Below are 11226 nucleotides of genomic sequence, written 5' to 3'. Positions count from 1 at the left end.
ATGCTGCTCAGCGAAGGTCAGATGAGCGATTACAAGGGCGCGGCGTTGATAATCGACGCGTTGCCGCCCGCTAAGAAATTACTCGCCGACAGGGGGCTACGACGCCGACTGGTTCCGTCAGGCTCTCGACGAGCGCGGCATCGCCCCGTGCATCCCATCGAGATCGAACAGCGCCGATGGTGCGAATATTTACTGCTTCCGGATTCATCGCGTCAAACGTCCCAGAAAACATCAGGCCGGCTTCATTATTTTGGGGACCACCAAAAGCGGTGGTATACGTACCAAAGTTCACACCTGCGCCAGGAACCTTTCCCGCCAAGCTAGCCGTTACGCCGTACGAAGCCGAAAGAGTAATGCCGCGAAAGCCAGAATCTGCCATTGCACGTTCCTATGTACGGCTCAATTCCACAGTGATGTTAGCAAATCGTTCCAGGTGCGAAAGGGTACCTTAATGGCAAAATAGACGACGGCAATTAACCCGAGCAAAATCCCGGACAGATAAAATTCGGGCATCATGAACCGGCGAGCCAGAGGCAAAGGCGAAAGGAAGTGATCTTGAGATTTGCGCGCTTTTTTTTGCATTCGACTGTCCAGAACAGCCAACGCAGCAAAAATTCCAAAGAACAGAAAAATCAATCCCCAATGAACAAACGTTTCCATCCAACCACTTTCCCCACGTACGATTACCGCAGGTGACCCGATGTAACTGAACCTTACAAAACCCCCACTATCTTCCTTCGATTTCCGGTCAACATTATCGTTGGAATTTACCTACTTCGTTGGGCTTCAATTCACGTGCCGTGATGCGACGATCGGCCGGTGCAAATTGACCAAAATAGCGCAGTTGACCTGTACTCGGTCCATCAAGAGAAGGCGTCAATTGTTGTGTATCATCGAAGGTCAACGCAGCAGTTTGCGCAATTAATGTGGAGACAATCTCCATTTTGGAATGGACGCTATAGTGATGCTATGAAGCGCAGTATGATGTTCTTGCCGAAACCCTCAGTGGCTGCGAGCCAACCATCGAGGCAGCGCCAGAACTAAACGAATGGTTCGGCTTAAGAAAACCGCTGGATCTTGTACGCTACCGTTGCCAATGACGCTGACATGTTCAGGACGGCGATTAAATCGCTTGGCGGCCCCTGCCCCGGCGACCAGTTCGTATTTCTAAGTTCTGGCAAGCTCATACAACGCTTTGGCATGCATTGAGATCTCAATCGGACACCATGATGCACTACTCACAACTGATGGTTGATTGCAAATCAGAAAATCGAATTCCGAAAAAGATTTCGGCTCTTCCACATTGTCCTTGAGTACAATCATGACAACCAATGCACGTGCTGCAGCACGCGCTTCTCGGCGAGAGATACGCAACTCATTGATCAGCAAATTATCTCTGATTTATTTCTAAGTCATCTTGGTAGAGATCTGAGGACTTTGAAAAATGACGATTGCCGATGAGCAAGCGCTCGATGTCGCAGGCACACTGACCTAATGCAGGACACGCCCTCCCTGCCTCCGCACGACGCGCGCCAGACCCTCATCTGGATCGCCTCCTATCCAAAATCGGGCAATACGTGGGTAAGGGTTTTCGTCCACAACCTTCTAAAGGAATTGGCCGGAAAATCAGATGGTCCACAGGACATCAATCGCTTGCATGAGCATACGGGATGGGAGTTTGGAGCAAGACCGTTCGAGGCAGTCCTCGGCAAGCCTTTTGCGGAGGCAAGCCACCGTGAATTGGCAGAAGCGCGGCCCCTTTCACAAGGCCACCTCGCGCGTACTCGGCTTGGCCCACGCTGGTCAAAACGCACCTCTGCGTCGGACACGAATTCGAAACTCCGACCATCAATATTAACGCAACGCTGGCTGCGATCTATATCATTCGCAGCCCTCTCGACGTGGCGATCTCGTTTTCCCATCACATCAACAAAACCATCGATGCCACCATAGCTGATATGGCGACGCTCAACTTTTGGATCCCTAGCCGGAAAAGGCACGTCTATGAGGTGATCGGTACCTGGAGCCAGCATGTTGGGAGTTGGGTTGGCCTTATTAGCCGTCCGGTGCACGTGATGCGCTATGAGGACATGCTCACAAACCCGATACGCGCATTTGGGCAACTGGCAAGATTTCTGCGGCTGTCACCCACAGACCAGCAACTCATGCGGGCGATCGAGAATTCTTCGTTTTCTGAACTGAAGCGCCAGGAGGCTGAACACGGCTTCAACGAACGGCCGCCGATGGCGAAGTCTTTCTTCCGCGAAGGAAAGGCTGGTCAATGGCGCGAGATTCTTTCGCCCGCGCAGATCGAACGGATCGTGCAGGCTCATGCACCGATGATGCAACGATTTGGCTATCTCCAACCCGATTGCGGCGGAGCCATTACTCTTCCGACAATCGATTGAAGCGGCAATCGTCGCTGGTACTATACGGCTTCCTACGCCTAACGCCGGCCCCACGCGCGCCTTCCTGCTTACCCTCCGGCCTTTACGACGCGGGCATTCAGAGCGCGAACGACATCGGCACCGCTTCGTTGGGTGTTCTTTATCTCGCCTTGGGAATTGAGCTCCGGTGCAGTCCGCCCAGAATCGATCGACAGAGAATACGTCCGGCTGTCTCGGCGGCACGTGATTTCGGCGCGTCCTTGTTCAATGACAAATGGGTGCGCGTGCCGTTGTAGTAACTCATGTACGAGAGCAGCACGTGGCGCAGATGGCGTTCGCCGAATACCACGATATGATCAACGCATTCCCTGCGGATCGATCCGATCAGCCGTTCAGCATACGCATTTTGCCACGGTGAGCGAGGAGACGTCGGGCGATCTCGGATGCTGATGGATCGAACCCGACGCAGGAATATTCCGCCGTATGCGCCATCGCGATCCCGGATCAGGTCACGAGGGGTCTGCTCCCAGCCACACGCCTCCGTCAGTTGATTGGCAATCCATTCGGCCGTCGGATGCGCGGTCACCCCAAACCACAAGATCTGCCGCCGGCCGTGGCCCATGATCAGCAACCCATAGAGCAGTCGGAACGAGATTGTCGGCACCACGAACAGGTCATCGCGGCGATCCCGTCAGCATGGTTACGAAGGAACCTCTTCCACCCCTGCGACGGAGGAGCCCTCCTCCGCGCCATATACTTGGCGACGCTGGTCTGGCCGATCTCGATGCCAAGCTTGAGAAGCTCACCATGGATTCTCGGCGCTCCCCACAACGGGTTGGCAAGGCTCATCTCGCGGATCAGCCGGCAAATTTCTCTCATAAAAGATAGTTGATCCAAGGAATTAACCGAAAATTCCCTGCCTTCATTTAGCAGGGAATTTTCGGTGCGCTGCAGGGAATTAATTGGTCTTAGGCAAAATGATTAAAAGCGCACGCCACAGAGCGCGCCAACCTGTATGTGCCGAAAACCTCATCCGAGTTGATAATGTGACGGAATCGCCTAAGCTGGTGGAATGATCGGGCTGCTCTGTTTCGTTCTGGCCGTCCTGGCCTCGCCATTCAAGTCAGTTGCGGCTTGAAGCTGAGAACGCGATGCTTCGACATCAGTTGATCGTCTTGAGGCGTAGGCTGCATGGTCACGTCCAGCTCACGAACCATGATCGCTGGTTCTTTATCCCTGTCTCGCTGGTTTCCGTCGATCCTGCAGGTTCTCACGATTATCCGGCCCGAGACGCTGGTGCGTTGGCATCGGGCTGGCTTCGCCGCTATTGGCGGTGGAGATCGCGCCCACTGGGAGGGCGACCTCAGATCGAGACGGAGCTGCGCACGCTGATCCGGCAGATGAGCATCGAAAATCCGCTTTGGGGCGCGCCACGCATCCACGGCGAACTTCTCAAGCTTGGGTTTGAGGTCGCTCAATCAAGCGTCGCCAAGTACATGGTCAAACGGCGAGGACCGCCAAGCCAAGGGTGGCGGACTTTTCTCCAACGCGCTTCGGTGTTGTCCGCGATCAAGGATCGCAGCCGGTATCGAACAGGACGTTGCCCTGGGCATGCCTGAGCAGCGCGGAACACCGACAGCTCGATGGTGTCGCCCTCGGCCGCACCGGTAATGTAGGCGCTCCGCCGCGTTCGCAGACGGCCGCCAGACAGCATGTGCATTTTCATCAGAAACTCTTGGCGACAGGTAGAAGTCTGCGGCTGGGGCGTGAGGGCTGACCTCTTAAGATTACATCTTAACCAAACATTAAACATACGTTTGCGGGCGCGAAATGACGCGCCTAGCGTACGGCCAAGGGCTGTCAAACAAACAAAGAATTGGAGCGTGCCATGACCTACAGGAAGCTTGGAGCGCTTGTTACCGTCGGCGCGATCGCGCTGGCGTTTGCGACCAATGAAGCGATTGCGCAAGCGGGCGGCGCTGGTGTCGTAGCAGCGCCGCAGGCGGGAGCCACGGTGCGGGGGGCGCATGCGTTCAATGGACTGCACGGGTTCCGTCATCGCGGTAGGGGCGTCGGCGGCTATTTCTGGCCCGGCTATGGCTATGATTATGGCGCTTACGTATCCGCTGCGGGGCCGATCACGGCGCCGTTCGCCGGACCGACCGACGTCCGTTACACTACCACTTACGACGTGCCCTGGAACTGGGCGCATCGCTTTCCTCCTAATGTGATACCGTCGGATCGGCCCTACGTGCCCGGCTGCGGCGAGGAGAGCGTCGGCGTCGGCGGCGGCAAGACGGTCAACGTCATGCGCTGCTACTGAGGCGTAAGCGGCGTTTTCAGGCCACGGCTCGGAAGTCTTGCGTTCGGTATGCCGACGGCAGCAGCTGATCGATGTCACGGTTGGGATGACCGTTGATGAAGGCATTGTCACGTTGTTGAGCTTGCCGGCGCTGATCTGCGGCCATAAGTGCCGATCATGAGCAAACTCAGCTACGCGGATATCGCTTCCCACCCGTGATTATTCAGCAGGCCGTCTGGCTCTATGCCCGGTTACCCTCAGCTTCCGGGATGTCGAGGACCTGTTGGCGGAGCGCGGAATCATGGGACCGATGATCGCAGCTGACCTTCGACGACGCCGGCCCAAGCCTCATTCGACCTGGCATCTCGATGAGGTGTTTATCAGGATCGATGGCCGGTTGGTCTATATATCGCGTCAAGGACTTCGCGTTCGGCATAGACGGCGCGACGTTGTTGTCCAGAGCAAGCGGGACAAGCGCGCGGCACTGAAATTGCTGCGGAAACTGTTCAAGAAAATGGCCTCTGTTCCGGACAAGTTTGTGACCGACGATCTTCGATCCTACGGCGCGGCCGCCCATGAGCTTGGGCTGTCTCGTCGCCATGAGCGCGGGCGATGGCGCGATAACCGAGCGGAGAACTCGCATCAACCGACCCGACGACGGGAGCGCAAGATGCAGGGGTTCAAGAGTGCGGGATCAGCCCAACGATTTCTGTCTGTCCACGCCGCCACCTACAACACCTTCAACGTCCAGCGTCAGCTCATCTCAGCGAAGACGCACCGGGCATTTCGAGCCTCGGCCATGCAGACGTGGCGCGAGGTGACTGCTGCGGCGTGATCGCGATTGAATGCTGGATTTGTCGCACCTATCATCCGCTAACGTCACAGAGCGCGCCGAAACTCTCCCCTATAAGGGCTTCACGGGAACCCGGTCCGGGCATAACGAGCCGTTCGATCGCGTGTCCCCTTGCGAGGGCCGCTGTTGCTGTTTTGTGTGCGCACAACATGGCATCGGCCAGACGATATGAAATCGTCTCGCGAACGAAGCAGAAAAGGAAAGACTGATGAAGCGTGTTCCCGCGAGGGCCAAGGCTTGCCGTAACCGCGATCTCCCCCCTCCTTTGCCCCATCCCGATGACCTGCACTTCGACTATAACACTTTCAAACTACAGCTCATCGGTCCGATAAACCATGAGGAGCTCCATCGGCTTGAGAAAATACTTGAGGCCAGAGAGCTTTTTCTGAAGATGATTGAGGAACAACGTGCCGATGCCGAGGAGTGCGCTCGCGAGGGCTATCCCTATTCTCCAAAGGACCTCGAAGTCCTCTCCCGTCTAGAGAGTTACCTCAAAATCTTTGACAACGAACTCGAAAAACGCGGCTGGTTGCCTCGGGTCGCAGGCCGAAAGGAAACATAGGTGCTAGTACTTGCATGTATTGGGCTCATCCTTCGAGCCTCCAACCGATTGGCATGACCACTCGGGAGGAGCGAATGATTGACGAGCCTTCATCATGCAAAAACGCCATTGATTCTGAATCGACCAAACAGAGCGAACGAGCGCCTGCATCGGCATCGAAGCCGAAGGCACGCAACCCGAGCACCGATGGCGAGAAGCAGGCCGACAGCATCTACGATCACTTTGATAAAAAGTGCTTCCGCTTTTGGGAGCGCGAGATTTTTCAGGGCCACTTGCCAACGTCGCCAGAACTTACCGAACTTCTGAAGAAAAACAGCGGCAGTCCCGTTCCGGATTGGCTCGTTCCGATCGTTAAGCGCCGAGATGAATTAAGGTGGCGTACCGGCCGCCCCCCGAAATCGGTCTTCAACGAGATGCGAATCAATTTAGCCACCGCAAGGTACCCCCGCTACCTCGCTTGGCTGCGGGCGCGCCATCGCCGCTTGGGTCTTCAGGGTTGGCCTGCCATTCGCAATAAAGATTGGTGGACCGGTCCACCGCATGAACGCGCGGCGCGAATGGCGTTACGGCGCGCGGAACTTAGGTACATGACTTGGAGAACGTTTCTCAATGGGGTCGTTAACTACAATGCGCCGACTTAATATGAATGAACCTGCGGTTTTCTGTGTCTAATAAGCTACCTCCTGTCACGGAGGTAAGAAATGAGCTCACTATCGGCAAACAGATCCAACCTGACCATTGTTTATCAGGACATCGCAGCCCTCAATCCGCGCAAGAGCAATCCTCGAACCCATTCCAAGAAGCAAATCGACCAGATCGCGCGAGCAATCACACAGTTCGGATTTACAAATCCCGTTTTGATCGATGATGCCAACGGCATTATCGCCGGGCATGGCCGCGTCGCAGCCGCCAAGCTTGTAGGCATGAGCCAGGTTCCGACGGTGCGCCTCGGCGATGAGCGAAGCCGAGATCCGCGCCTATGTCATCGCCGATAACAAGCTTGCGGAAAATGCCGGCTGGGATCGCAACCTGCTTGGACTGGAGTTTCAGTATTTGAGCAGCCTCGACATCGATTTCGATGTCGGTTTAACGGGGTTCGAGCTGCCGGAAATTGATCTTTTGATCGGCGAACTCGACATCGCCAACAGCAACGAACCTACTGATACGGACATTCCGCTTCCCTCAGGTCCTGCCGTGACGCGGCTCGGGGATATCTGGCAAATCGGCAGCCATCGCCTGATCTGTGGCGATTCCACCGAGCGGGAGACGTATCAGCGATTGCTGGGCGAAGTCCGCGCGCAGCTAGTCTTTACCGATCCGCCCTATAATGTTCCGATCGCGGGTCACGTTGGAGGTTTGGGCAGCGTGCAGCACCGGGAGTTCGCAATGGCATCGGGCGAGATGTCACAATCGGAGTTCACGGCGTTCCTGACATCTGTTTTTGTGCAACTTGCGGAATTTTCCGTCGATGGTTCGATCCACTTTCAATGCATGGATTGGCGTCATGTCGACGAAATCCTGCAAGCCGGCTGGAATGCCTATCGTGAGCTAAAAAATATCTGTGTCTGGGCCAAAAATAATGGCGGCATGGGGTCGCTCTATCGTTCTCAGCATGAACTCGTGTTCGTTTTCAAATCAGGGACTAGCCCTCACATCAACAACGTTGAACTCGGCAAGCACGGCCGCTATCGCACCAATATCTGGAATTACGCCGGCGTGAACAGCTTCGGTAACGATCGTTCCGACCTTGCCCTTCATCCAACGGTCAAACCGGTCGCGCTGGTGGCGGATGCCATCCGGGATTGTTCGCATAGAAAGGGTATTGTCCTCGATGCTTTTGCCGGTTCCGGCACCACAATGATTGCGGCCGAGCGGACGGGCCGCCGCGGCTACGGAATCGAAATCGATCCGCTCTATTGTGACGTCATTATCCGCAGGCTGCGCACATCTTGCCGCCTTGAGGCCATCCTCGAAAGTGCAGGGAAATCATTTCAAGAAATTCAGGTCAAACGCTCTGAACGGAGCTGACCAAAATTGGAGAGCCCGGATCCCGAATTATGAGGGGTCAACGCATACGATCGACCAGCGACCACATTTGACATTAAGCGTCTGCTATTCGTTCCTTGTGCCCAAACGCTTATCGATGCGCCTTTAGGGCCGAGGCACCACCGCCTCGGGCGAAACGCCACACCGCCGGGTCCAGCGTCAGCGCTGATGGGACTAAAGCGGCTTAACTGCGAACGGAGGATTTCTGGTTCATCGTAGCCTTTCAAATGATCGAAGATGAGACAGAAATCCCGGACAGGGAAGGCGCCAGCGAAGCAGGTCATCAGGACATCCGCTGTACGACGCGCAAACAGTACTCGGCTAAAGGAAGGCCTACGCGGCGAGGGGTCGATCGCCGCGCCGTACCGCCGCGAAGGCATCGCTGAGAGCCTGTATTACAATTGGTCGAAGGAGTTCCTGCAAGCCGCCGAGAAGCGGCTTGCCGACGATATGGCGCGGGCGGCTACTGGCGACGAGGTGAAAGTGAGAGCTTAGCATGATATCATCACGCTAACGAAAGGGAGATGAGATGCCGGACGACGATATGAAAGCTGAGCTCGAACGTCTCCGCAAGGAGAACGATGCCCTGAAGAAAGGAGCTTCAGAGGGCACCCGCATGAAGGTGAGTGACAAAGGTGGCCTCTCCGTTTACGGGATGGGACGTTTTCCAGTGACTCTATATAAAGAGCAATGGTTGAAGCTTTTGAACATGTCCGATGAGATCCGCGCCTTTATTGCCGAAAATGAAGCGCGACTGAAGGCGAAGGATTAGGCCCGCCTCAAAGCTGGGGCTTGGGGCGCGACTGCCACGGAACAATCAGTTGTCATCCGATAAACAGTTCCGAAACCATTCGCTCCGGCTGTCAAATCCGCTAACGATTTCGAAAATCGCTCGCTGCATAGTCGCCCGCGTCAACAAGAAACGGGGTTTGTTGTATGAGTGGGAATGCTGACCTGGAAAACGTGCGTCGATATCGCACCATCGCTTCGCTCTATCGTCAGACCGCAGCATTCCGTCCTGCGCAAAGATGGACGCTCCTGGCACAAGCCTATGAATACGAGCGTCTCGCGATGACAGAGCTCGAAGCCCATTTCACCGGTTATGACAGCGCATCGTGGAACGTGGCGGCCACTGCGTGAGCGCGGTTGACGGTACTAAGAGCAGATCCAGGCAGAACTTGAGTCTGATGAATCGGTTGTGATTCCATATCTCGGAGCGATATCCAGGCCGAACGCTCTGAACCTGGCTAACCTCAAAATTGGAGAGCTGGCTTCCAATTTGTCGCGGTTAATGCATTCGCTCGTTCAGCCACCCATACAGCCCAGCTTCTATTGCGGCGTCAGCTATCCGCTCAGCCGTCCAAAGTTGCGAACCGGCGGAGTCAGCATCTTGAGGATCTTCGGCGTGCTGTGGCAGATAAAGAAGAAGCGGTCGAAACTGCCGTCATTTCGAAAGCGCAGGCAATAATCGTCAAGCTCTGCCTGTGACGACCGGCTCTTGACCTGAACCCAGGCAATCTCGTTTGTAGTCGGTTGCGTCAGCACCATATCTACATCGGCCTGATTCCCGCCCACCGCGCTTTGTCGTTGCCACCCTCCCCTGGCAAAGATCAAGTCGATCAGGGTCTCGAAATCTCGCCAATCGAGCCGGCAGATCATTTGCGATGCCAGAGTACGTTGGTCCTTGATCAGAGCGGCGGCCTTCGTCCTGAGAGGATCGACCTCCCCTCGAATGCGGGCCAGCAAATAGTTCGCCTGCTTGACCGCGCAAATGGTCATTTGATAGTTCGCGGTGCTCGTGAGTGCCTAACTGAGGCTGCGGACCGTCAGCGGCTCGCCATTGAGATCGGTGTTCGACCAACCTGCTCGCGTGGGACGATGGCGGGCCGGACCGCCGGGCAACGGAGGCTCGATCTCGACAACGCCGCCATCCGCGAAAGCCCACCAGAAATGACCTCGAGCGCAGGTCACCCACAAGGCGTCGTTCGGTAGTTCGTAAAACTCCTGCAGCTCCCTCAATCCGTTGCTGACGCCGCCGGGTGTCCGTCCCATCAGCGCCAGCTGCTGCCTCGCCTGTATCCAATCGCCCTTGATACAGACGGGGTGCTCAATTTTCGGGTAACCGAAGGGGATGATCCCTTGATCCAGGGCTTGATCTGTCCACTGCCCGCCCCGCCCCAATTTGATGTATCGGACCACAGAAGGGGCAAAGGTTCGCGCGGGCGGTTCGGCTTGACCGGTCTCGGGCCTCAGATCGATCATTCGAGGATTCATCATGAGCTGGCAGTTCGCTTGCCGTGCCGCCGAAGTCCAGTTGAGCGGTCCAGCATCGGACTTCAAAGTTAATACTATCCTTTTTTGGGATAATCCCGTCTCGGGATCAGCTTGCCCGGGCGATGACTATTTCCGCCCGCGGGATCGGCAAAACTGTCCATTCCTCAGATCAGGCTACCTTATGTGCCCTGATGGTGGCTGCCCGCAAGCACGCCGGCCTGACCCAGCATGAGCTGGCGTGCCGCTTGAAGCGCCCTCAGTCCTTTGTCGCCAAATATGAGGGTGGTGAACGGCGGATCGACGTCATCGAGTTCGTGACGATCGTGCGCGCTATTGGGGCTGATCCCATCAAGCTGTTGCGGGATCTGATGGCCGGCAAGCCACCGGCCAAACCCCGGCGCGCATCGGCGAAATAAGCCCCGTATTCAGCCCCCTGCGATCACATCGTGATCCAGCGCCCCCGCTCTTCGCCACAAGATTATCCAGTATTCGCTCGACTTCGCGCGGCAACAGAGCGGTAGGGGTCCAACTCTTACGGAGTGGCCGATGGAGCGCGCCAGCATTGAAACAGCGATCAAACTCATCATCGCCGAGATTCATAATAAGCTGAGCGAAGCGGCACGCATTGCCAAGGCTGCCGAGGCCTGTGTCCAAAACGGCGCTATCGCTGAGGGCGTCGAGGTCGCCATGGATATCGAGCAGCCTATTTATGAGGCCGGGCGATTGCAGGATGCAGCCTCGCTGCTCGGCCGCATGAAGCGAGATCAGAATTAAGGCCGAAGCCGAGACGGGCTCGGAGTTC

15 protein-coding genes and 3 pseudogenes are annotated in these 11226 nt (G+C 56.2%); 12 read left to right on the top strand and 6 right to left on the bottom strand.

What is annotated here, in order from left to right; translation table 11 throughout:
- Positions 1-169 (top strand): annotated as a pseudogene (locus GGQ85_RS17355) (transposase); the annotation flags it as partial.
- 230 nt (positions 170-399) lie between these two features.
- On the opposite strand, the gene GGQ85_RS17350 reads toward GGQ85_RS17355, so the two are convergent.
- A complete protein-coding gene (locus tag GGQ85_RS17350) occupies positions 400-660 on the bottom strand; it encodes a hypothetical protein (protein ID WP_309775580.1) in 261 nt (86 codons plus the stop codon).
- Between the two features lie 94 nt (positions 661-754).
- Entirely contained in the window at positions 755-943 is a 189-nt protein-coding gene (locus tag GGQ85_RS17345; RefSeq protein ID WP_309775576.1) for a hypothetical protein, read from the bottom strand.
- Positions 944-1739: 796 nt separating this feature from the next.
- Here GGQ85_RS17345 and GGQ85_RS17340 point away from each other — a divergent pair.
- Positions 1740-2408 (top strand): sulfotransferase domain-containing protein, encoded by a 669-nt coding sequence (locus GGQ85_RS17340; RefSeq protein ID WP_309775579.1) that lies wholly within the window; start codon positions 1740-1742, stop codon positions 2406-2408.
- Positions 2409-2547: 139 nt separating this feature from the next.
- On the opposite strand, the gene GGQ85_RS17335 is transcribed toward GGQ85_RS17340, so the two are convergent.
- Positions 2548-3054, bottom strand: a complete 507-nt coding sequence (locus GGQ85_RS17335; RefSeq protein ID WP_309775575.1) for an integrase core domain-containing protein — start codon at positions 3052-3054, stop codon at positions 2548-2550.
- Between the two features lie 807 nt (positions 3055-3861).
- On the bottom strand, positions 3862-4113 hold the full coding sequence (locus GGQ85_RS17330; RefSeq protein WP_079445943.1) for a hypothetical protein: 252 nt from the start codon (positions 4111-4113) through the stop codon (positions 3862-3864).
- A gap of 162 nt (positions 4114-4275) precedes the next feature.
- On the opposite strand from GGQ85_RS17330, the gene GGQ85_RS17325 reads away from it, so the two are divergent.
- The 8 genes and pseudogenes from GGQ85_RS17325 (at position 4276) to GGQ85_RS17290 (ending at position 9290) form a co-directional block, all read left to right on the top strand.
- The gene (locus GGQ85_RS17325) at positions 4276-4710 is read left to right on the top strand and encodes a hypothetical protein (protein WP_309775574.1); all 435 of its coding nucleotides are present in this window, start codon (positions 4276-4278) and stop codon (positions 4708-4710) included.
- Positions 4711-4866: 156 nt separating this feature from the next.
- Positions 4867-5524 (top strand): annotated as a pseudogene (locus GGQ85_RS17320) (IS6 family transposase).
- Between the two features lie 226 nt (positions 5525-5750).
- Positions 5751-6104: a hypothetical protein gene (locus GGQ85_RS17315; RefSeq protein ID WP_309775573.1), complete on the top strand. Its 354-nt coding sequence runs from the start codon at positions 5751-5753 to the stop codon at positions 6102-6104.
- Between the two features lie 701 nt (positions 6105-6805).
- Positions 6806-7099, top strand: a complete 294-nt coding sequence (locus GGQ85_RS17310) for a ParB/Srx family N-terminal domain-containing protein (RefSeq protein ID WP_309775572.1) — start codon at positions 6806-6808, stop codon at positions 7097-7099.
- Positions 7059-8132, top strand: coding sequence for a DNA modification methylase (locus GGQ85_RS17305; RefSeq protein WP_309775571.1), 1074 nt, complete (start codon positions 7059-7061; stop codon positions 8130-8132). Before GGQ85_RS17310 ends, GGQ85_RS17305 begins: the two co-directional genes overlap by 41 nt.
- Positions 8133-8387: 255 nt before the next feature.
- Positions 8388-8633, top strand: a pseudogene (locus GGQ85_RS17300) (IS3 family transposase); the annotation flags it as partial.
- A 46-nt stretch (positions 8634-8679) separates the two neighbouring features.
- A complete protein-coding gene (locus GGQ85_RS17295) occupies positions 8680-8922 on the top strand; it encodes a hypothetical protein (RefSeq protein ID WP_309775570.1) in 243 nt (80 codons plus the stop codon).
- A gap of 164 nt (positions 8923-9086) precedes the next feature.
- Positions 9087-9290, top strand: coding sequence for a hypothetical protein (locus GGQ85_RS17290; RefSeq protein WP_079448495.1), 204 nt, complete (start codon positions 9087-9089; stop codon positions 9288-9290).
- A 204-nt stretch (positions 9291-9494) separates the two neighbouring features.
- On the opposite strand, the gene GGQ85_RS17285 is transcribed toward GGQ85_RS17290, so the two are convergent.
- Positions 9495-9929: a restriction endonuclease gene (locus tag GGQ85_RS17285; RefSeq protein WP_309775569.1), complete on the bottom strand. Its 435-nt coding sequence runs from the start codon at positions 9927-9929 to the stop codon at positions 9495-9497.
- A gap of 27 nt (positions 9930-9956) precedes the next feature.
- Positions 9957-10412, bottom strand: coding sequence for a hypothetical protein (locus tag GGQ85_RS17280; protein WP_309775568.1), 456 nt, complete (start codon positions 10410-10412; stop codon positions 9957-9959).
- Between the two features lie 134 nt (positions 10413-10546).
- On the opposite strand from GGQ85_RS17280, the gene GGQ85_RS17275 reads away from it, so the two are divergent.
- Positions 10547-10840 carry a helix-turn-helix domain-containing protein gene (locus tag GGQ85_RS17275; protein ID WP_309775567.1) on the top strand — a complete coding sequence of 98 codons (294 nt, stop codon included), beginning with the start codon at positions 10547-10549 and terminating at the stop codon, positions 10838-10840.
- 130 nt (positions 10841-10970) lie between these two features.
- Positions 10971-11198: a hypothetical protein gene (locus GGQ85_RS17270; RefSeq protein ID WP_309775566.1), complete on the top strand. Its 228-nt coding sequence runs from the start codon at positions 10971-10973 to the stop codon at positions 11196-11198.
- The last annotated feature ends 28 nt before the right edge of the window (positions 11199-11226 follow it).

The organism is Nitrobacter vulgaris, from assembly GCF_031453995.1.
In the GTDB taxonomy this organism is placed as follows: Bacteria; Pseudomonadota; Alphaproteobacteria; order Rhizobiales; family Xanthobacteraceae; genus Nitrobacter; species Nitrobacter vulgaris.
This window is presented reverse-complemented; position numbering and strand designations above follow the sequence as displayed.

Excerpts from the sequence above, each read along its gene's own strand:
- GGQ85_RS17350 (WP_309775580.1), bottom strand. The coding sequence starts at position 660 with ATGGAAACGTTTGTTCATTGGGGATTGATTTTTCTGTTCTTTGGAATT.
- GGQ85_RS17345 (WP_309775576.1), bottom strand. The coding sequence starts at position 943 with ATGGAGATTGTCTCCACATTAATTGCGCAAACTGCTGCGTTGACCTTC.
- GGQ85_RS17330 (WP_079445943.1), bottom strand. The coding sequence starts at position 4,113 with ATGAAAATGCACATGCTGTCTGGCGGCCGTCTGCGAACGCGGCGGAGC.
- GGQ85_RS17325 (WP_309775574.1), top strand. The coding sequence starts at position 4,276 with ATGACCTACAGGAAGCTTGGAGCGCTTGTTACCGTCGGCGCGATCGCG.
- GGQ85_RS17315 (WP_309775573.1), top strand. The coding sequence starts at position 5,751 with ATGAAGCGTGTTCCCGCGAGGGCCAAGGCTTGCCGTAACCGCGATCTC.
- GGQ85_RS17310 (WP_309775572.1), top strand. The coding sequence starts at position 6,806 with ATGAGCTCACTATCGGCAAACAGATCCAACCTGACCATTGTTTATCAG.
- GGQ85_RS17305 (WP_309775571.1), top strand. The coding sequence starts at position 7,059 with ATGAGCGAAGCCGAGATCCGCGCCTATGTCATCGCCGATAACAAGCTT.
- GGQ85_RS17295 (WP_309775570.1), top strand. The coding sequence starts at position 8,680 with ATGCCGGACGACGATATGAAAGCTGAGCTCGAACGTCTCCGCAAGGAG.
- GGQ85_RS17290 (WP_079448495.1), top strand. The coding sequence starts at position 9,087 with ATGAGTGGGAATGCTGACCTGGAAAACGTGCGTCGATATCGCACCATC.
- GGQ85_RS17285 (WP_309775569.1), bottom strand. The coding sequence starts at position 9,929 with ATGACCATTTGCGCGGTCAAGCAGGCGAACTATTTGCTGGCCCGCATT.
- GGQ85_RS17280 (WP_309775568.1), bottom strand. The coding sequence starts at position 10,412 with ATGATCGATCTGAGGCCCGAGACCGGTCAAGCCGAACCGCCCGCGCGA.
- GGQ85_RS17275 (WP_309775567.1), top strand. The coding sequence starts at position 10,547 with ATGACTATTTCCGCCCGCGGGATCGGCAAAACTGTCCATTCCTCAGAT.
- GGQ85_RS17270 (WP_309775566.1), top strand. The coding sequence starts at position 10,971 with ATGGAGCGCGCCAGCATTGAAACAGCGATCAAACTCATCATCGCCGAG.